17 protein-coding genes are annotated in these 19,066 nt (G+C 59.6%); 10 read left to right on the top strand and 7 right to left on the bottom strand.

The annotated features are described in order from the left end of the window. Positions 1-28: 28 nt before the first annotated feature. Positions 29-1,489: a fatty acid desaturase gene (locus JFT87_RS09350; protein WP_201200625.1), complete on the bottom strand. Its 1,461-nt coding sequence runs from the start codon at positions 1,487-1,489 to the stop codon at positions 29-31. Between the two features lie 243 nt (positions 1,490-1,732). Between JFT87_RS09350 and JFT87_RS09345 the strand changes: the two genes are divergently transcribed. Both JFT87_RS09345 and JFT87_RS09340 read left to right on the top strand, forming a co-directional pair. Beyond that, on the top strand, positions 1,733-2,392 hold the full coding sequence (locus JFT87_RS09345; protein ID WP_201205133.1) for a hypothetical protein: 660 nt from the start codon (positions 1,733-1,735) through the stop codon (positions 2,390-2,392). Continuing rightward, the gene (locus JFT87_RS09340) at positions 2,386-3,501 is read left to right on the top strand and encodes a hypothetical protein (protein WP_201200624.1); all 1,116 of its coding nucleotides are present in this window, start codon (positions 2,386-2,388) and stop codon (positions 3,499-3,501) included. The genes JFT87_RS09345 and JFT87_RS09340 overlap by 7 nt, the downstream gene beginning before the upstream one ends. On the opposite strand, the gene JFT87_RS09335 is transcribed toward JFT87_RS09340, so the two are convergent. Together JFT87_RS09335 and JFT87_RS09330 are read right to left on the bottom strand one after the other, a co-directional pair. Then, entirely contained in the window at positions 3,489-4,382 is an 894-nt protein-coding gene (locus JFT87_RS09335) for a hypothetical protein (RefSeq protein ID WP_201205132.1), read from the bottom strand. The two genes, JFT87_RS09340 and JFT87_RS09335, sit on opposite strands and share 13 nt — an antisense overlap. Positions 4,383-4,396: 14 nt before the next feature. Next, positions 4,397-5,275 (bottom strand): metal-dependent hydrolase, encoded by an 879-nt coding sequence (locus tag JFT87_RS09330; protein WP_201200622.1) that lies wholly within the window; start codon positions 5,273-5,275, stop codon positions 4,397-4,399. Between the two features lie 105 nt (positions 5,276-5,380). Between JFT87_RS09330 and JFT87_RS09325 the strand changes: the two genes are divergently transcribed. From JFT87_RS09325 to JFT87_RS09305, 5 genes are all read left to right on the top strand, one after another. Beyond that, on the top strand, positions 5,381-6,310 hold the full coding sequence (locus tag JFT87_RS09325) for a fatty acid desaturase family protein (protein ID WP_054617154.1): 930 nt from the start codon (positions 5,381-5,383) through the stop codon (positions 6,308-6,310). After that, positions 6,310-7,911, top strand: coding sequence for a GH3 family domain-containing protein (locus JFT87_RS09320; RefSeq protein ID WP_201200620.1), 1,602 nt, complete (start codon positions 6,310-6,312; stop codon positions 7,909-7,911). The genes JFT87_RS09325 and JFT87_RS09320 overlap by 1 nt, the downstream gene beginning before the upstream one ends. Next, complete coding sequence (locus tag JFT87_RS09315) at positions 7,896-8,981, top strand: aromatic ring-hydroxylating oxygenase subunit alpha (protein ID WP_201200619.1); 1,086 nt, start codon at positions 7,896-7,898, stop codon at positions 8,979-8,981. The genes JFT87_RS09320 and JFT87_RS09315 overlap by 16 nt, the downstream gene beginning before the upstream one ends. 139 nt (positions 8,982-9,120) lie before the next feature. Next, positions 9,121-9,873, top strand: a complete 753-nt coding sequence (cysZ, locus tag JFT87_RS09310; RefSeq protein WP_201200618.1) for a sulfate transporter CysZ — start codon at positions 9,121-9,123, stop codon at positions 9,871-9,873. A gap of 40 nt (positions 9,874-9,913) precedes the next feature. After that, positions 9,914-11,113 carry a glycosyltransferase family 4 protein gene (locus JFT87_RS09305; protein WP_201200617.1) on the top strand — a complete coding sequence of 400 codons (1,200 nt, stop codon included), beginning with the start codon at positions 9,914-9,916 and terminating at the stop codon, positions 11,111-11,113. 137 nt (positions 11,114-11,250) lie between these two features. Here the strand turns inward: JFT87_RS09305 and JFT87_RS09300 are convergent, their stop codons facing one another. The 3 genes from JFT87_RS09300 to JFT87_RS09290 form a co-directional block, all read right to left on the bottom strand. Continuing rightward, positions 11,251-12,354, bottom strand: a complete 1,104-nt coding sequence (locus JFT87_RS09300; protein WP_201200616.1) for an NADH:flavin oxidoreductase — start codon at positions 12,352-12,354, stop codon at positions 11,251-11,253. A gap of 188 nt (positions 12,355-12,542) precedes the next feature. Then, the gene (locus tag JFT87_RS09295) at positions 12,543-13,025 is read right to left on the bottom strand and encodes a glutathione peroxidase (RefSeq protein WP_201200615.1); all 483 of its coding nucleotides are present in this window, start codon (positions 13,023-13,025) and stop codon (positions 12,543-12,545) included. A 123-nt stretch (positions 13,026-13,148) separates the two neighbouring features. After that, positions 13,149-13,634 carry an FKBP-type peptidyl-prolyl cis-trans isomerase gene (locus tag JFT87_RS09290; RefSeq protein ID WP_201195774.1) on the bottom strand — a complete coding sequence of 162 codons (486 nt, stop codon included), beginning with the start codon at positions 13,632-13,634 and terminating at the stop codon, positions 13,149-13,151. On the opposite strand from JFT87_RS09290, the gene JFT87_RS09285 reads away from it, so the two are divergent. The 3 genes from JFT87_RS09285 to JFT87_RS09275 are packed head-to-tail and all read left to right on the top strand — an operon-like array spanning position 13,603 to position 17,004. After that, positions 13,603-13,941: a DUF3565 domain-containing protein gene (locus JFT87_RS09285; RefSeq protein ID WP_201200614.1), complete on the top strand. Its 339-nt coding sequence runs from the start codon at positions 13,603-13,605 to the stop codon at positions 13,939-13,941. The genes JFT87_RS09290 and JFT87_RS09285 overlap by 32 nt on opposite strands. Before the next feature lie 60 nt (positions 13,942-14,001). Beyond that, positions 14,002-16,101, top strand: coding sequence for a phosphate acetyltransferase (gene pta, locus JFT87_RS09280; protein ID WP_201200613.1), 2,100 nt, complete (start codon positions 14,002-14,004; stop codon positions 16,099-16,101). Beyond that, positions 16,102-17,004 carry an acyltransferase gene (locus tag JFT87_RS09275; RefSeq protein ID WP_201200611.1) on the top strand — a complete coding sequence of 301 codons (903 nt, stop codon included), beginning with the start codon at positions 16,102-16,104 and terminating at the stop codon, positions 17,002-17,004. A 161-nt stretch (positions 17,005-17,165) separates the two neighbouring features. Here JFT87_RS09275 and cysN read toward each other — a convergent pair whose 3' ends face one another. Continuing rightward, complete coding sequence (cysN, locus tag JFT87_RS09270; protein ID WP_201200609.1) at positions 17,166-19,064, bottom strand: sulfate adenylyltransferase subunit CysN; 1,899 nt, start codon at positions 19,062-19,064, stop codon at positions 17,166-17,168. Positions 19,065-19,066: the final 2 nt, after the last annotated feature.

The following is a 19,066-nucleotide window of genomic DNA, read 5'->3' as shown; positions in this document are numbered from 1 at the left end:
AGCGGTACTGCCCGGGAAGCAGGCTGGATCAACGGTTCTTGTTCATCCCCGACCAGAGCAGCGAGGGCAGCGTCCGAGAGTCCAGCAACGCGTCATCCGCCGTCACCAGACGCGGGAGAACATGCCAGGGATAGTTGGCACTGCGGTGATGATGCAGGTGCAGATTGATGTGATAAGGCCAGATGAAAAACCGCCCTGCGCACCCGACTTTCCAGGCATATGTCCATTCCCGCCAACCGGGGGTGACGTCAGGTCCGCCACTGTGCTCGGCGATGCTGCGGATTTTCTGCAGCAGGGTGCCCAGCGTGGCCAGTGGCACAAACCAGAAAAACACCATCAGAAAGAGCGTCTGGGCGGACGTTTGCCAAGCGATGAAAGATAAAAGGACCAGCCAGATCACACCGGCAGCCAATGCCGACCGGGTCATCTTCGGTGATGCTCCGCCCGCCGCCTTGTAGGCGCGCAGGTTGCGCAGCGTGTTGATCAAGAACAGATCCCCGAGCAATTGCCGCAGCAACAACTTCCCACTCAGCGGGCGGAAATCCCAGGGCTGCCGGTGATACAGAAAACGCCGCTCCGGGTCGTTCGCGGTTCCGGTCTGTTGATGATGTTCGAGGTGCAGGGGCCGATAGAATTCCACCGGGACCATTCCTGGCACCCCGATCGCTAGGTTGATCAGAAAGTCGTTGAGCGTGCGATGACGGGTCAGGTGATAGTGCGTCGCGTCGTGGTACAGAATGAACAGCGCATGTTGGCGCGCGGCAATCACCACGAAGGCCACGCCATACAGTCGCCAGTCCCCCACATACAGCGCGATGCGCAACGTCACGATGATGCACAGCCATTCCAGCAGGATCGCAGCGATGGTGCGCAGATCCACCGTCAAACGCTTCAGCATGACGGTGACCAAGCCCACTACGCCGCCAATCGCGGCGCCATACACCACGTCGAGCAACACGTGCTGACCAGTCGTCAACACGGTAATCCCCAGCACCACGCTCCAAAGACTGAAGAGCCATGCCGCACGAACGCGCAGATAACCAAGGACAACGCTGATGGCCACCGGCAATGCGACATGCCCGCTGGGCGAGGCGGCCAACGGTGAGTCGATCCGGTAGAACCAATTGAGCCACTGCGACGTGCTGTCCGCACGCTCGATCATGGTCGGCCAGAACAAGTGGCTCAGCAGGCAGGTTCCGGAAGCCACGGCCGCCGCAAAAAAGGCCGGCAACAGCCATTCGCGGCGCCGCCCCAGCAGCACCAGCGCCGGCATGATCAGTACATAGCTCAGGTACAGCGGCAACGTGTAAGGCAATCGAGCAATGTGCGTATCAAACCCAGTCGGTTGAATCACCCGTACCGCGCCCATCGGGAAGTGCGTGACGAGAAAGTACAGCGCGCCCGTCACGACGGTGTAGATCACCAGCCAACTGAAGGGCCGCGTCACGATCGAGGTATTAAGGTGATGACTGACAAACGTGGATGACATGAATAAGGCGCCTGATGGGTCAGAACAAACTCAATTTTCCATACCGCCATGAACGGCGATTTCCGCTCGGTTACTCAAGGTTTGCACCGTCAGAAATGGCAGCGACGAAAGGAAGTCTACGTTGCATTGACCCTTTCAACTCGCCAAACTCCAAACATCTTACTTGCGATGCCGAGGATCTCCATGCGTTTGAGCGCAACGTCCGTTGAATGCTGCGATCTGCATCCACATGAAATCGATCGGATGTTCGAGATTTATTCCGCATCCTACTGCGATACCTCCCGCCCGCGATTCGATCAGGATTTGCAGGACAAGACGCACTGCATCGTATTGCGTTGCGCAGATGAAACCATCGTCGGTTTCACCACCCTCAAACGGTATGAGCGCACGTGGTCAGGCCAACCGATCAGGGTGATTTTTTCCGGCGACACCATCATTGACCGCAAACACTGGGGCAGCCAGCAACTGGCATTCGCGTGGATGCGCCTGGCCGGTGAGATCTGGCAGGAGCAGCCCGACGTGCCCCTGTACTGGTTTCTGATCTGCAAGGGTCACCGCACCTACCGTTATCTGGGCGCCATGGCGTTGAATTACGCCCCCCGTGCCGGCGTGGTGACGGATCCTACGGTGCAGGCGTTGGCGGATCATCTTGCAGTGGAACGTTTCGGCGAGGCCTATGATTCGGCAACGGGCGTGCTGTCTTTCAAAGTGCCTCAAGGTCGGTTGACGACGGAACTGGCACAAGTCCCTGCCCCTCACCTGCGCCTGGAAAACGTCGCCTATTTTCTGCAGAAAAATCCTCATTACGCGTCGGGCGATGAGCTGGTCTGTCTGTGTGAATTGCACCCCGACAACCTGCGGCCGATGGCGCTGCGTCTGTTTGCCGCCACACAACCATGCTGATCCGCCAGGCCAGCGCTGCGGACAATCGGCAACTGCTCGACTTTCAGGCGCAGCGGGCCATGCAGGGCGGCTTGCCAATGCGTTTTGATCGTGGGCCTGACTATTTTGCGCTGCACCATTGTCATGCCTTGGACCATCGCACCTGGCTCGCCGAGAACGAGGTCGGTGATCTGAAGGGCATTGCCAGCCTGGTGGTGCGCGAGGGTTATCTTCAGGGTGACATTCAGCCCGTGGCCTATCTGGGGGATCTGCGGCTGGTACCTGATAGGCGTCTGTCGGTGTCGTGGATGGCCGAGGTCAAAGTCAGGCTCGAAACGCTGGCCGATGAAACGGGTGTCCAGCACGCCTATTGCTGTGTCATCCGCGACAACCGTCTCGCCACGCAGTCGCTGCTGAGCGGACGGCGTGCCAATCCTCTCAGGCTTGCGCACTGGCGGGGCTACAGCAACGTAGCCGTGTATGCCCAGCGCGGATGGCGAAGCACTCCGCGAACGCTGGACAACGTGCGTATCGTACAAGCGCAGCCGTGCCACGCTGATGCGCTGCGCGCGTTTCTCGACCGCGAATCGGCAGGTCAGCCCTTCGGCAGCGTTTTCAGTGAAGCGCAGTTTGCACGGCGCCTGGACACCTGGCCGGACTTCGGCCTCTCGTCATTTCTGCTGGCACTGGACGCCCAAGACAATCTGCTGGGCTGTGTCGCGCCTTGGGATGCCGGGCGGATCAAACGGGTGGTGCTTGAAACATTGCCCTTGGCGCACCAGACCCTTCGCCTCGCGTTCAACACCTGTGCGCCGCTGTTGGGGCGCCCTGCCATCGCCGCGCCCGGCGAGGCATTGCGCGACGTTTACCTGACCCACTTGCACGTACGACAGCGCGACCCGCAGATCTTTGCGGCACTGCTGGATGCTGCGTGGATGCGCGTTCGCGGTCAGTACGCGTTGATGCAATTGTGTCTGTATGACCATGACCCGCTCTGGATGGCCATGACGCGCTATCGCGCCGTGTCCATTCCAATGGACCTGTACACGGCGCCCTGTGTGGGGAATGCCGCGGCTTTGACGGCGCAGGACGCCGAGCGCATCCCGGGCTTCGAAATCTATCTCGTCTGAGCGCGTCCGTGCACGACAGCCAATAGCGTCAGCCAGAAACGTGTGGCGTCAAAGCCACCGCCGCCCAGCACCGGTTGACCATGATCGAGCCGGGGCAGACAGATCTGCGGCATGCCCTCGATGCGTTGATGCTCGAGGTAAAACTGCCCGTCATGAGCCCAACCGGGTCGCCGGGCATTGAGGCGGGCGTGATGGGTATCGAGGCGCGAACTGGGGACAGCGCTCCAACTGACGACGTGCACGCACTGCACGGCGGCGGGCAGGTGTTTGAGCAGGTGGGTAATGTGCGGGTCGCGCAGACTGCTGATATCCCGCGCGCCATCGGCCACCCAGGGGGTTTTCGCCAGCACGCGGCGAACGCGATCGAACGGGTAGTTGATGCTCGACTGCCCTACGCTGCCAGCCAACACGTCATCCATGACTGTCGACGGACCTGTTGGCGGTTGCACCAGCGCAACGCCATCACATGCCTCGCTCAATGCCTTGTTCTGTGCCAATGCCGCGAGCGCGTCAAGGCCACCCTTGCTGTGCGCCAACACGACAAATCGTTGCCCCTGCCTGAGTTCGGCCGTCAGCACCTTGCTGATATGCCGCCCCTGCGCCATGACGCCCCGAGATGAACGCACGGGCATGCGCAGAACCGGATAGTCCAGGTGCCGCAACGTCCGCGCACAATCCTGAAAACAGCCGCGCAACCATTCGGAAAACAGTCCGGCAACCAGTACCACCAATGTGCCTGGGGGAAGGCTGGGCATGGGCTTGTGCCAAGACGCGATAAATTGTTCCGTCCAGTCCAGACGTGCCTCGGGCGCTGCGAATTCGGTTGCCGGAAAATGCAGTGGCCAGTCGTCAAACCCCTCAGGCATCCAGACTTCTGTTATCGCCGAAAGACGCCTCATGGTGTGCGCCCAGCGTACTCGTCCAGCGTTTGCCGCGCCGCTTCCAGCGCTTCACGGGTATCGAGGTGATTGGGATGAAACCCCGGAATGAACCAGGCCAGCCATCTCGGAAATACACGGGTCAGCGGACCGGGACTTACGAATAACCAGCCGAGCAAACGCAGCCACTCGCGCCCGTTGCGGCGTTGCCCGTCATTGCCGGCAAGTCGATAAATGAAGTACATGACATCGACTGCAAAGTAGCCGGTCATGATCAGCATGACCCCGCATCGCATCAGGTATCGCCAAACCGGATTACGCACCACCGAGCACAGTACGTCGAAGGCGACGGCTTTGTGCTCGGTTTCTTCGATCGCATGCCAGCGCCATATCATGGCCATCTTTCCATCGGCACCTTTGAGGACCGCGGGATTGCGCAGGAGTTGATCGGAGAGAATCGCGGTGAAATGTTCCAGGCTGGCCGTCATGGCCAGACGCATCGCCGGCGAAAACTTGTTGCCCACCTCCTGACGGCGCAACAGCAGTTGTTCGAGGGCATCGATAGGTGCGCCTTGTGCCGCGAGTTGCTGGTTATACGAACGATGTTCGCGAATATGCGACGCTTCCTGATAAACGAACGCGTCAACGGCTTCGGCCAGTGCCGGATCGTTTTCGATCGCTTTTCGAAAGTACACGACACTGTCGATGAAGAGTTTTTCGCCGAGTGGAAACATGATCGACAGGCCATCGAAAAAGCGCGTCACGTGCGGCCAGCCACGATACCAATAGCGAGGAGTCTGCTCATCGAGTGAAAAACGCACATTGCGCCGGGGGATATCTGCGCAAACAGGTTTCGCCGGCGAGCGTCTAGTTAAAAGACGTTTTAAATACGACATAAAGTTTTCTGCGGTTCCTCGTTGCCCCGACGCGTCAGCAATTGATCGTTAGTGAAGCGGTTAGGGCGGTATACTTTTTGACTCGACCTTTCTCAAGGAGCCCATATGCGCAGTTCCAGTGACATTTCGCAAACGCGTCGTTTCGACGTGAGCAATCTGTGTGTTCTGGCGCTGCAGACGCTGTTTTGGGGCGCGACACTGACCTGGCTTTCCCACACTGATGCGGGTTGGCTCAAATGGCTGGTGCTCGTTCCGTTCTGCCTTGTCATGCAAGGTGTCTTCTCGATGATGCACGAGTCCTTTCATGGCTTGGCGCACAGTCGCAAATCACTTAACTACTTCGTCATGTGGTGGGCTTCTACCCTTTTTGGCGCCTCGGCCACGCTGATCCATATCAACCATCTGGGGCATCATGTGCGCAATCGCACACGCGCAGAACTGGCCGACTTCGCGGTCGCGGATGAGTCGCTGTGGCGCAAGCGTATCGAGTACTACTTTGCGGTGCTCGGCGGTATCTGGCTGGCGGCGTTTGTCGGCAGCCTTTTATTGCCGGTGCTGCCGGCCCGCATCACGGACAAGTGGTCGCAAACCGCAGAGGTCAATACTTATGCCGCGGCTTTCAAGGATTTCTCCAGCGCCGACTTCAAACGCATCCGCCGGGAAGTCATTGCCGGCGTCGCCGCGTGGTTATCGATCGGACTCTTGCTGGGATGGACGTGGCACGTTGTGCTCATCGCCTACCTCGCTTTTGCATTTTCCTGGTCGTCGCTGCAGTGGGTGTACCACATGCGCACGCCGCTGGATGTCGTAGAGGGCGCCTATAACATGCGGGCCCCGCATCTGGTGCGCTGGGCGTTTTTGAACTTCAACTACAACCTGACCCATCATCGGCACTCGGCCATGCATTGGCAGCAGATGCATGAAGCCTCCAACCTGAAAGAAACGCGGCCGCTCTGGTATGGCTGGCTGCAGGTTTTTCTGCCGCCCCAGCGGTTACCCGATGACTTGACGCAACTGGACAAGACTTACTTCTGATGAGCGCCCACATGGATGTCAAACGCGCGCTGTGGCAGACCTTCCTGGAACGCGCCAAGCCCACGCTCGATCAATGGCACGCGCAACTCGAGCAACCGCAATCGACGCAAGAGCGGGCATTGCTGCGACTGGTCGAAGCCAATCGTGATTGCGCATTCGGCCGCGCCCACCACTTTGCTCGGTTGCGTGACTCGACGCAGTTTCGCGATAACGTACCGATCCACACTTACTTGCAACTGCAGCCGTGGATCGAGCGCGCGCAAAATGAATCCGAAGCGATTCTGACCTCCTCCCCGCCGCTGTTCTTCGAGCGTACGAGCGGAAACAGCGCGCTGCAGAAAGCGATTCCCTATACGCGCGCCTTCCTCGCAGAAATGCACAGCGCGCTGACCGTGTGGCTCGCCGACATGCATCGTCAGGTGCCCGGAATCAGCCACGGATCAAGCTACTGGTCGATGTCGCCGCCCTTGCAAATGCCAGTGGCGGGCCCCAATGGCATTTGCATCGGTTCGGCCAGTGATCTGGAGTATTTGCACGGCAGTCATCTGGCCGGTCTGGCAGGGACTATGTTGATTCCCGAGTTCAGCGGTGCGTTGTCGCAATGGCGCCGACAGACCCTCCTCGCATTGCTGGCCGATGCCGATCTGAGCTTTATCAGTGTGTGGAGCCCGACCTTCCTGACCAGCCTGTTGCAGCCACTGTTCGACGGCGAAACGCCCGAACATGTGCAGACGTTTGCATGGCTGGAGGCCGCGCTTCCCGCGTCGCGCCAGTCAGCATTGCGCCGAGCGAGATCCCAAGGAGTGTGCACTGAATTATGGCCACGACTGGCCGCCGTCAGTTGCTGGATGGAGGGCCCCAGCCGCCACTACTTCACGCAACTGGCCGTGCGTTTTCCGCAAACGCAGTGGCTGCCGAAAAGTCTTTTTGCCACCGAAGGCGTCGTGAGCGTTCCATTCGGCGACGGGCCTGGATGCCCGTTGGCGATCGGCAGCCATTATCTGGAATTTCTCTGCGAAGACGGCGCCCTGCGCCATGCTCATTCGTTACGCCTGGGAGAAACGGCGCAGGTCCTGCTGACCACCGGTGGCGGCTTGTACCGCTATGCATTGGGCGATCGGGTCCGCGTCGTCGGCATGTCGGGGGCCACGCCACGGGTCGAGTTCGTGGGACGTGCCACGGGAACCAGTGATCTGGTTGGAGAAAAACTCGATGAGCAAACCGTGCAGAACCTGTTCGACCGTTGCCTGGCCACAAAAGGCGCCGCCTGCCTGATCCCCAATGCCTACGCGTCGCCACCGCATTACACGGCGCTGGTTGCGACATCCCGCCACCTTGATGCCAGTGCCTTGGCGCTGACGATCGAGACGGCACTGTCCGACGCCTTTCATTACTGCCAGGCACGCCGACTCGGGCAACTGGGACCTGTGCAGGTGCGCCTGCTCGACGGCGGTGCTGATCAGCTCGCGCATGTATTGCAGCAGGCGGCGGAGTTGAGCGGCATCCGTGCGGGCGACTTCAAGCCGCGTTCACTTATCAATCGGCTGGAGACAGCCGAAGCCCTTCTCGCTCTAACGGAAAGCTCATGTCGGCACCTTTGAACAATCTTCTTGAGATGCCGGACGATGGCACCCTCGAACAATGGTATGTGGCGTGCGCACAGAAAGAACTGCGCAAAAACAAACCTTACAAGGCAAAGATTCTGGGCCTGAACCTGGTGCTTTTTCGCCAGCGTGACGGCCGGGCAGCGGCGTTGCTCGACCAGTGCGTGCATCGCGGAACGCGCTTATCGGCCGGCAAGATTGCCGACGATTGCCTGGTGTGCCCTTACCACGGCTGGCGCTACGACGCTCAGGGGCAGGTGGTGCACATCCCCAGCGTCGGCGATATGTCGTGTACATCGACTTCGCCCGCGTATCGATACCGCCAGCGTCACTTTGTGGTGCAAGAACAGGACGGACTGGTCTGGGTCTACACCGGCACGGGCAACCCGCAGGAAAAACCTGTGTTCAAGCTACCGGTCTACGGCGAAAAACCCTGGCAGTCCTATTTCATGATCAACACGTTCGAGGCAGATGTCGGCAGCCTCGTGCAGAACTTCATGGACGTACCCCACACTGTGTTTGTGCACGAAGGCATCTTCAGATCCAGCACGGGGCTAACAATGGAGGCCACGCTCGCGTGTAAAGCGCAGAGCGTTGAAGTGACCTATCACGATGACGGCGACAAGATCGGTTTCCTGAACTGGCTCAGTAACCCCGACGGCGAGCCATTGGTGCACACGGATCGTTTTTTTGCGCCCAACGTTACGCGCTGCGACTACCGTTGGGGCGACAGTTCGGCGTTCTTCATCATCAGCCAGATCACACCCATCGATTTACGACAGTCGCGCGTCTATACCTACATCGCCTACCGCTTCCGGCTACCCCGCTGGATACTACGTCTGTTGCGTCCGTTCATTCATCTGTACACCCGTATCGTTATTCGTCAGGACGTGAAAATCATTCAGGCGCACCGGCAAGGTCTCGATAATGTACCGAATTTCAAGCCGTCCAACGTGCAAGCCGATGCCGTGCATATCGGGGTCGATCAGCTACTAGCCGCCGTGAGACGGGGAGAAGCGTTACCTCCGGCACAACGCCGTGAATCCCGGATACGATTTGCGCTCTGAGGGCGGACGGCAAACGATTCACTGAGGAATAGCCTCCCTCTGATCTTTGTTACAGTGAATGTCGATGCTGCGACCGCGCTTTCACCCTTGAGGCAAAGTCGGTAAGGTCGGCGCGTTTCCCTTCTGCTCGGAGCACGTTATGCCCGCCCCTGTTCTGTCCGGCCCGCAATACCTGCGCGAAGGCCTCAAGCTGGTCCTGAGCCCGGGCCTGCGTTTGTTCGTGTTGTTGCCGCTGGCGATCAACCTCGTGCTGTTCGTCGGATTGATTTACCTCGCTGGCCATCAATTCAGTATGTGGGTCGACACGTTGATGCCGTCCCTGCCCGACTGGCTGAGTTTCCTCAGTTACATCCTTTGGCCGATTTTTGTGGTGCTGGTGGCGCTGATGGTGTTTTTCACCTTCACCATGCTGGCCAACGTCATCGCCGCGCCGTTCAACGGCTTCCTGGCGGAGAAAGTCGAAGTGGTGGTGCGTGGCACCGACGACTTCCCGTCCTTCAGCTGGGGCGAACTGATCGAAATGATCCCCCGCACCCTGGCCCGGGAAATGCGCAAACTCGGCTACTTCCTGCCGCGGGCCATTGGCCTGTTCATCCTGTCGTTCATCCCGGTGGTGAACATCATCGCCGCGCCGCTGTGGCTGCTGTTCGGGGTGTGGATGATGGCAATCCAGTACATCGACTACCCGGCCGACAACCACAAACTCGGCTGGAACGAGATGCTCGCCTGGCTGCGCCAGAAACGCTGGCAGAGCATGAGTTTTGGCGGGATTGTTTACCTCGTACTGCTGATTCCGGTGGTCAACATTTTGATGATGCCGGCGGCCGTGGCCGGGGCGACCTTGTTCTGGGTGCGCGAACGAGGCGCAGAGAACCTGGTGCCCCAACGCTGAGTCGGTCACAAATCCATCATCGAAACGCCACAATGGCGACATGGCCTCAGCCGACACTGAGGTCATGACGACAGCTCTGCATATCACTCTGATCACCGAAACCTTCCCCCCGGAAATCAACGGCGTGGCCAATACCCTTGGCCGCTTGTGCGACGGTTTGCGCGCGCGTGGGCATCAAGTGGAACTGGTGCGACCGCGCCAGGGTTGTGATCGGCAACTGGGCAGCGACGATGAGTTGTTGCTCTGTCGCGGCTGGCCGTTGCCCGGTTATCCCGGATTGCAGTGGGGTCAGTCGTCGATGCACAAACTGCTGCGGCGCTGGAAACGCCATCGCCCCGACGTGCTGTACATCGCCACTGAAGGCCCGCTGGGTTTGTCGGCGTTGCGCGCCGCGCGGCGGCTGGGGATTTCGGTGGTCAGCGGCTTTCACACCAACTTCCAGCAGTACTCGAGCCAGTATGGGCTCGGTCTGCTGACGCGAATGCTGACCCACTATCTGCGCTGGTTTCACAACCGCTCGACCTTGACCCTGGTGCCCAGCGTCAGTCAGCGGCTGGAACTGGAGCGTCGGCATTTCGAGCGCTTGGCGCTGCTCTCCCGCGGCGTCGACAGCCAGTTGTTTCACCCCAGCAAGCGTCTGAACGCGCTGCGTGAGCAATGGGGATTGAGCGAAGATGACATTGCCGTTATCCATGTAGGACGCCTGGCTCACGAGAAAAACCTGGGGTTGCTCAAGCGCAGTTTCGACGCGCTGAAGAGCTCTTTCCCACAGCGAAACCTGAAGTTGATCGTGATTGGCGATGGTCCGTTGCGCATGGCTTTGGAGAAGGAATTACCCGAGGCCATTTTCTGCGGTTCGCAGCGCGGCGAAGCTCTGGCCAGTCACTATGCGTCGGGGGATGTGTTTCTGTTTCCGAGCATGACCGAGACCTTCGGCAATGTGGTGCTTGAAGCGCTGGCCTCGGGGCTGGGCGTGGTGGCCTACGATCTGGCGGCTGCCGGTCAGCACATTCGCCACGGCTACAACGGCGTACTGGCAATGCCGGGGGATGAAGCGGCGTTCTGCGAGGCGGCGCGCTGGTTGCTGGAGGAAGACGAGACCTTGCGTTGCGTGCGGCTCAATGCGCGCCAGCATGCGAGTCGTCAGGGCTGGGGCGCTATTATCGAACAGTTTGAAAGCCATTTGCGTGGGGCATGTTTGGGGGAGTTGGTGGTGCCAGGGGCCCAGACACTGCCCTGAATCTTTGCCGACCTGACAACCGCCTTCGCGAGCAGGCTCGCTCCCACATTGGATCTTGGGTGTTCACATATTTTGTAGTCGGCAGAGACACCTGTAGGAGCGAGGCTTGCCCGCGAATAGGCCCTACCAATCGCCGCTTAAACCAGCGTCATCAACGCCTCACGGCTGAACGGCAGGATGTCTTCTTCACGGCCATCGCGCACTTTCTGCGCCCAGTCCGGGTCCACCAGCAGCGCACGGCCAACCGCTACCAAATCGAACTCTTCGTTATTCAAACGCTCCAGCAGATTTTCCAGGCTGGCCGGTTGGGCGATTTTGTCAGTGTTGACCATGAACTGCAGGAACTCGCCATCCAGGCCGACGCTGCCCACGGTGATAGTCGGTTTGCCGGTGAGCTTGCGAGTCCAGCCGGCCAGGTTCAGGTCGGAACCGTCGAACTCTGGTTCCCAGAAACGCCGCGTCGAGCAGTGGAAAATATCCACGCCAGCGTCGGATAACGGCTTGAGGAATTCGCCCAAGGCTTCCGGGGTTTGCACCAGGCGCGCGGTGTAGTCCTGCTGCTTCCACTGGGAGAAACGGAAGATGATCGGGAAACCTTCGCCTACCGCAGCGCGTACCGCCTGAATCAACTCGATGGCGAACCGCGAACGATTGGCCAGGCTGCCGCCGTATTCATCGGTGCGCTGGTTAGTGCCTTCCCAGAAGAACTGGTCGACCAGATAGCCGTGAGCACCGTGGATTTCCACGCCGTCCATACCGATGCTTTGCGCGTCCTTGGCAGACTGGGCAAACGCAGCAATCACGTCCTGGATATCCTGCTTGGTCATGCCGTGAACCACGACCTGACCGTCCTTCAATTTTTCAGACGGGCCATAGCCCGGAACGCTGGCATCCGGCTCGGTGCCAATGCGACGCACACTGCCCACGTGCCACAGCTGCGGAACGATCTTGCCGCCCTCGGCGTGCACTGCGTCGACGACTTTTTTCCAGCCCGCCAGCGCTGCTTCGCCGTAGAAATGCGGCACATTCGGGTAGCCGTTGGAGGCCTTGTGGCCGACGGTGGTGCCTTCGGTGATGATCAGGCCAACACCGGCGGCGGCGCGGCGACGGTAGTATTCGATCACCTTGGAATTAGGCACGCCGCCTGGGGAAAAGGAGCGGGTCATCGGCGCCATGACGACGCGGGACGGCAGTTCGAGGGTGCCAAGGTGGAACGGTTTGAACAGGGCTTTGACAGGCATGGGACGCTCCACGGGAATATAGACTTTATGACGGCGATAATATGGAGAGTCGTAAGCCTTGAACAGTACTATTGATTTAAGTGATTAAGGATTAGAAACGAAAAGATCGCAGCGTTCGGCAGCTCCTACGCGGGAATGTGAACACCCGTAGGAGCTGCCGAAGGCTGCGATCTTTTGATCTTGCGGAATCAGCTCAGTGCTTTTTCGATTGCATGAACAATCGTCGGATCATCCGGCGCCGTCCGCGGCGAGAAACGCGCCAGCACCCGCCCGTCTTTACCCAGCAGGAATTTTTCGAAGTTCCAGGTGATATCGCCCGGAAACTCCGCGCCCTCGCCCGCCAGCAAACGGTACAACTGATGACGTTCGTGACCGTTGACTTCCAGCTTGCTGGACAACGGAAAGGTCACGCCATAGTTGAGGCTGCAGAATTCCTGGATCTCTTTCTCGGTGCCTGGCTCTTGTCCCGCAAACTGGTTGCACGGCAAACCCAGCACGCTGAAGCCCTGGCCCTTGAATTGCTGATAGAGGTTTTCCAGCGCCGCGTACTGTGGGGTCAAACCACATTTGGAGGCAACGTTGACCACCAGCACGACGTGCCCTTTGAAGGGCGCCAGAGGTAGCTCCTGACCATCCAGGGCTGTCAATTTAAGGTCGTGGAAAGCACTCATGACGAACTCCAAATTCCCATATTCTTCTCGAAACAGCCACTTGGCGGCGCCGCCTGGGACAGCCGCGGACTAAAAAAGGCGCCCCTCGGGCGCCTCTCCAGTTCTCTGAGCTTAGCGCAGAAATCAGTGGTGATGGCCACCTTCGCCATGGACGTGACCATGAGCGATTTCTTCCTGGCTGGCGTCACGGATGTCGATGATCTTGACCTGGAAATTCAGGCGCTGACCGGCCAACGGGTGGTTGCCGTCGACGGTGACATCGTCGCCGTCCAGGTCACGGATAGTGACGATTTGCATCTGGCCGTCCGGCGCGGAAGCGTGGAACTGCATGCCCACTTCCAGTTCGTCGACGCCTTCGAACATGCTGCGGCTCAGGGTGCTGACCAGTTCGGCAGCGTATTCGCCGTAAGCATCTTCAGGTTCTACGGCGACAGTCAGTTCGTCACCGACTTTCTTGCCTTCCAGCGCCTTTTCCAGGCCCGGAATGATGTTACCTGCGCCTTGCAGGTAGACCAGCGGCGCGCCGCCGGCGGAGCTGTCGATGACCTCACCAGCGTCGTTGGTCAGGGTATAGTCGATGGAGACAGCCTTATTGGCGGCGATCAGCATGGGGCGAGACCTTTTGCAGAAGAATATAGAAAGACCAAGTTTAGCGAAGCAATCGCCCGAAAGCGAACACAACCCGGACAGACGGATTGCGGCGCAGTTCTCGACGGTCACAGGCTTTCATCAGGACGAGGACGGGCACTGGGTGGCCGAGCTTTCCTGCGGTCATACCCAGCACCTGCGCCACCAGCCGCCCTGGCAATCCCGGGCCTGGGTCCTGGACCCGGCGCAACGTATTGAAAAAATAGGCCAACCCTTTGACTGCGGTTGGTGCGCACAAGGCTCGGTTAGCGATAACCTTGGCGACTGAATTTCGGTAGAAGGCCAGTCATAGGCGTTCACCATTGCCATGCACCTCCAGGGAATCCGCATGCAAACTTTTTTTATCGCGCCCACCGATTTTGGTGTGGGTCTGACCTCCATCAGCCTCGGGCTGGTGCGTACCCTTGAGCGAGCCGGGCTGAAAGTCGGCTTTTTCAAACCGATTGCCCAGCCGCATCCGGGTGACACCGGCCCTGAGCGCTCCACTGAACTGGTGGCGCGCACCCACGGCCTCAAGCCGCCGCAACCACTGGGCCTGGCCCATGTCGAGCGCATGCTCGGCGACGGTCAGCTGGACGAATTACTCGAAGAAATCATCACCCTGTATCAGCAGGCGGCCATCGGCAAAGACGTGCTGATCGTCGAAGGCATGGTTCCGACCCGCAGCGCCAGCTACGCCGCACGGGTCAATCTGCACTTGGCCAAGAGCCTCGATGCCGAAGTGATTCTGGTCTCGGCACCGGAAAACGAAGTGCTGACCGAACTCTCCGGCCGGGTGGAATTGCAGGCGCAGTTGTTCGGCGGCCCGAAAGACCCGAAGGTCCTCGGCGTGATCCTGAACAAGGTAAAGACCGACGAAAGCATGGAGGCCTTCGCCTCGCGCCTGAAAGAGCACTCGCCTTTGCTGCGCAGCGGCGACTTCCGGCTGCTCGGCTGCATTCCGTTCCAGCCGGAACTGAACGCCCCGCGCACCCGTGACGTCGCCGACCTGATGGGCGCGCAAATTCTCAATGCCGGTGACTACGAAACCCGGCGCATGACCAAAATCATCATCTGCGCCCGCACCATGCGCAATACCGTGGAGCTACTCAAGCCCGGCGTGCTGGTGGTGACCCCCGGCGATCGTGACGACATCATTCTCGCCGTCAGCCTCGCCGCCATGAACGGCGTGCCGCTGGCCGGCCTGTTGCTGACCAGCGACACCCTGCCCGACCCGCGAATCATGGACCTGTGCCGTGGTGCCTTGCAGGCTGGCCTGCCGGTGTTGTCGGTGAGCACCGGGTCCTACGAAACCGCCAACCTGTTAAACGGCCTGAACAAGGAAATCCCGATCGACGACCGCGAGCGCGCGGAGATCATCACCGATTTCGTCGCCAGCCACCTCGACGCCAAATGGCTGCACCAGCGTTGCGGTACGCCACGGGAAATGCGCTTGTCGCCCGCAGTGTTCCGCTATCAACTGATCCAGCGTGCCCAGGCTGCCAACAAGCGCATTGTGTTGCCTGAAGGCAGCGAGCCGCTGACCGTGCAAGCCGCCGCGATCTGCCAGGCGCGCGGGATCGCCCGTTGCGTGTTGCTGGCCAAACCGGCGGACGTCGAAGCCGTGGCCCGCGCCCAAGGTATCGAGTTGCCGCCCGGCCTGGAGATTCTTGACCCGGACCTGATTCGCGGTAACTACATCGAACCGATGGTTGCCCTGCGCAAGACCAAAAGCCTCAACGCACCGATGGCCGAGCAGCAACTGGAAGACACCGTGGTGATCGGCACCATGATGCTCGCGCTGGATGAAGTCGACGGCCTCGTCTCCGGGGTCATCCACTCCACCGCCAACACCATCCGCCCGGCCCTGCAACTGATCAAGACCGCGCCGGGCTGCACGCTGGTGTCATCGGTGTTCTTTATGCTGTTTCCCGAGGAAGTGCTGGTTTACGGTGACTGCGTGATGAACCCACACCCGAGCGCCAGCGAATTGGCCGAGATCGCGTTGCAAAGCGCCGACTCGGCCGCCGCGTTTGGCATCACCCCACGGGTGGCGATGATCAGCTATTCCAGCGGTGAGTCAGCCAGCGGTGAAGAAGTCGAGAAGGTCCGCGAAGCAACGTTGCTCGCCCACGAACAACAAAACTCGTTGCTGATCGACGGCCCGTTGCAGTACGACGCCGCCGCCAACGAAACCGTGGCCCGGCAACTGGCGCCGAACAGTCAGGTGGCCGGTCGCGCCACGGTCTTCGTGTTCCCCGACCTGAACACCGGCAACACCACCCACAAAGCCGTGCAACGCAGCGCCGACTGCGTCAGCCTCGGGCCGATGCTGCAAGGCCTGCGCAAACCGGTGAACGACCTGCCGCGCGGCGCGCAAGTCGACGACATCGTCTACACCATCGCGTTGACCGCGATTCAAGCTGCCAACCGACCTTTGGATCTTTAAATGCTGCAATTCCTACCTGCACCCGTGCGCGGCGTGATCGCCTCGCTGCTGTTGGCACTGAATACCATTTTGCTGTGCTCGTTTCTGTTCTGCGTAGCGATTTTCAAGGTGTTGCCGTTTGCCCTCACCCAGCGCTTCACGCGTTGGTTGATGGGCCACACCCATGAAGCCTGGATCAGCAACAACAAGGCCTGGATGAACCTGGTCTGCCGTACCCGCTGGCACCTCACGGGCCTTGAAGGGCTGGACTACGAACACTCGTACCTGATCACCAGTAACCACCAGAGCTGGGTCGACATCATGGTGCTGCAATACGTACTCAACCGCCGTATCCAGCCGCTGAAGTTCTTTCTCAAACAAGAACTGATCTGGGTGCCAGTGATTGGTCTGGCCTGGTGGACCCTGGGCTTTCCGTTCATGAAGCGCTACTCCAAGGCCTACCTGGAAAAACACCCGGAGAAGAAAGGCAAAGACCTGGAAACCACCCGCAAGACCTGCGACAAGTTCCGCAATAGCCCGGTGGGGATTTTCAATTTCGTCGAAGGCACACGCTTCACCGAGGGCAAGCATGCCCAGCAAAAATCACCGTTTCGCTATCTGCTGAAACCCAAGGCTGGCGGCATTGCGTTTGTGCTGGATGCGATGGGTGAGCAGCTGGAATCCATCGTCAATGTGACCATTCACTATCCGGGCGGGCGTCCGGGTTATTGGGATTTGCTCTGCGGGAACGTGAAAGATGTAGTGGTGAATTTTGAAGAGTTGAAGATTCCGCCGCAGTTCATTGGCAAGAATTACGACCAGGATGGGGAATACCGACTGGAGTTTCAGGGTTGGATCAATAAGTTGTGGGAAGACAAGGATGCGCAGCTGGCGCAGATGCATCGCGAATACCCTACCCAATAATCGATTGCCTGTGATGGCCTCTTCGCGGGCAAGCCTTGCTCCTGCAATGTTATGAGGTGTACCTCCTGTAGGAGCAAGGCTTGCCCGCGAAAGCGATCTCAAGCTCACAAAAAAACCGCCGATGATCACTCATCGGCGGGTTTTTTATGAGCGGCTAACGCTTAGATCGCGCCGCGGCTACGCAGCAGATCCAGCACTTGCTTGACGCTTTCTTCCAGCGACAGCGACTGGGTGTCGACTACAAGGTCAGCGTCCAGTGGCACGTCGTACGGGAAGGAGTCGCCCGGGATGTTATCGCCAGCGGCGGTATACAGCCCTTGCGGATCACGCTCGGCGCAAACTGTCGGCGAGGCCTGGACGTAAACCGTCAGCAAACGCTCCTTGCCGATCAGGTCCTTGGCCTGCTCACGACCTTCGGCGCTTGGAGCAACAAATGCCGCCAGGGTCAGCAAACCGGCTTCGTTGAACTGACGCGCAACGTGCGCCGCACGACGCCAGTTCTCGGTACGGCCGGCGCGATCCAGTGGCAGACCTTTGTTCAGGTCATGACGCAGGTTCTGACCGTCGAGCACGAACACCGCACGGCCCAAGTCGAACAACTTGCGTTCAACCGCATAGGCCAGCGTGCTTTTGCCTGCGCCCGACAAGCCGCTGAACAACACGGTGGTCGGTTGCTGGCCGAAGCGTTGGGCACGCTCCTCGGTGGCTACATGGGCCGATTTGCCATGATGAGTGCCGCTTTCATGGCTCAACGGCTGGGCGATGATCATGCCAGCGGCGACGGTGCCGTTGGTCAAGCGATCGATGACGATGAACGAACCGGTGGTGCGGTTGCTCGAGTAACCGTCCAGCGCGATGGCGGCGTCGAGGCTGACCTTGACCCGACCGATCTCGTTCAGGTTCAACGAACTGGCCGGACCTTCTTCCAGGGTGTTCACGTCAACGCGGTTGACGATGCTGGTGATCGAACCCGGCACGTAGGACGTGGCGCGTTTGATGTCGTATTTCTTGCCCGGCAGCATCGGTTCTTCAGCCATCCACACCAGCATGGCGTCGAAGGCGTCAGTCACTTGCGGCTGGTTGTCGGCGTGCACCAGCAAGTCACCGCGAGAGATGTCGATCTCGTCTTCCATGGTCAGCGTGACCGCTTGACCTGGACCTGCGTGCTCCAGTTCACCCTCGAAGGTGACAATGGATTTCACGCGGCTGCTCTTGCCCGACGGCAGCACCACGACTTCGTCGCCCTTGTGCACGATGCCGCTGGCCAGGGTGCCGGCGAAACCACGGAAGTTCAGGTTCGGACGGTTGACGTACTGCACCGGGAAACGCAGGTCGGTGTAGTTGCGGTCGTTGGCGATTTCGACGGTTTCAAGGATTTCCATCAGCGACTGGCCGGTGTACCACGGCGAGCGCTCGGACTTGTTCACCACGTTGTCGCCCTTCAGAGCGGACATCGGCACGAAGGCCATGGTGGTCGGCTTGAACGCGATGCCTTCGGCGAACTTCAGGTAATCGGCCTTGATCGACTCGAACACGCTTTCGTCGAAGCCATTGAGGTCCATCTTGTTGATGGCGACCACGATGTGCTTGATGCCGAGCAACGAGGCAATGAAGCTGTGGCGACGGGTCTGGGTCTGCACGCCGTAACGGGCATCGACCAGGATGATCGCCAGGTCACAGGTGGACGCACCGGTGGCCATGTTGCGGGTGTACTGCTCATGGCCAGGGGTATCGGCGATGATGAACTTGCGCTTGGCGGTGGAGAAGTAGCGGTAAGCGACATCGATGGTGATTCCCTGCTCACGCTCAGCCTGCAAGCCGTCGACCAGCAATGCCAGGTCGATGTCTTCGCCGGTGGTGCCGACTTTTTTCGAGTCGCGGGTGATGGCTTCCAGGTGATCTTCGTAGATCATTTTGGAGTCGTGCAGCAGGCGCCCGATCAGGGTGCTCTTGCCGTCGTCGACGTTGCCACAGGTCAGAAAGCGCAGCATTTCCTTGCGTTCGTGCTGGCCCAGGTAGGCGAGGATGTCCTCGCTGATCAAATCAGATACGTGCGACATGA

The organism is Pseudomonas sp. TH15, from assembly GCF_016651105.1.
GTDB lineage: Bacteria > Pseudomonadota > Gammaproteobacteria > Pseudomonadales > Pseudomonadaceae > Aquipseudomonas.
Note: the sequence above shows the minus strand (reverse complement) of the source record. Positions and strands in the feature narration are given on the sequence as shown.

Excerpts from the sequence above, each read along its gene's own strand:
- JFT87_RS09340 (WP_201200624.1), top strand. The coding sequence starts at position 2,386 with ATGCTGATCCGCCAGGCCAGCGCTGCGGACAATCGGCAACTGCTCGAC.
- pta (WP_201200613.1), top strand. The coding sequence starts at position 14,002 with ATGCAAACTTTTTTTATCGCGCCCACCGATTTTGGTGTGGGTCTGACC.
- cysZ (WP_201200618.1), top strand. The coding sequence starts at position 9,121 with ATGCCCGCCCCTGTTCTGTCCGGCCCGCAATACCTGCGCGAAGGCCTC.
- JFT87_RS09300 (WP_201200616.1), bottom strand. The coding sequence starts at position 12,354 with ATGCCTGTCAAAGCCCTGTTCAAACCGTTCCACCTTGGCACCCTCGAA.
- JFT87_RS09345 (WP_201205133.1), top strand. The coding sequence starts at position 1,733 with ATGTTCGAGATTTATTCCGCATCCTACTGCGATACCTCCCGCCCGCGA.
- JFT87_RS09275 (WP_201200611.1), top strand. The coding sequence starts at position 16,102 with ATGCTGCAATTCCTACCTGCACCCGTGCGCGGCGTGATCGCCTCGCTG.
- JFT87_RS09305 (WP_201200617.1), top strand. The coding sequence starts at position 9,914 with ATGGCCTCAGCCGACACTGAGGTCATGACGACAGCTCTGCATATCACT.
- JFT87_RS09285 (WP_201200614.1), top strand. The coding sequence starts at position 13,603 with ATGGAGACAGCCTTATTGGCGGCGATCAGCATGGGGCGAGACCTTTTG.
- cysN (WP_201200609.1), bottom strand. The coding sequence starts at position 19,064 with ATGTCGCACGTATCTGATTTGATCAGCGAGGACATCCTCGCCTACCTG.
- JFT87_RS09350 (WP_201200625.1), bottom strand. The coding sequence starts at position 1,489 with ATGTCATCCACGTTTGTCAGTCATCACCTTAATACCTCGATCGTGACG.
- JFT87_RS09320 (WP_201200620.1), top strand. The coding sequence starts at position 6,310 with ATGAGCGCCCACATGGATGTCAAACGCGCGCTGTGGCAGACCTTCCTG.
- JFT87_RS09295 (WP_201200615.1), bottom strand. The coding sequence starts at position 13,025 with ATGAGTGCTTTCCACGACCTTAAATTGACAGCCCTGGATGGTCAGGAG.
- JFT87_RS09325 (WP_054617154.1), top strand. The coding sequence starts at position 5,381 with ATGCGCAGTTCCAGTGACATTTCGCAAACGCGTCGTTTCGACGTGAGC.
- JFT87_RS09315 (WP_201200619.1), top strand. The coding sequence starts at position 7,896 with ATGTCGGCACCTTTGAACAATCTTCTTGAGATGCCGGACGATGGCACC.
- JFT87_RS09330 (WP_201200622.1), bottom strand. The coding sequence starts at position 5,275 with ATGTCGTATTTAAAACGTCTTTTAACTAGACGCTCGCCGGCGAAACCT.
- JFT87_RS09290 (WP_201195774.1), bottom strand. The coding sequence starts at position 13,634 with ATGCTGATCGCCGCCAATAAGGCTGTCTCCATCGACTATACCCTGACC.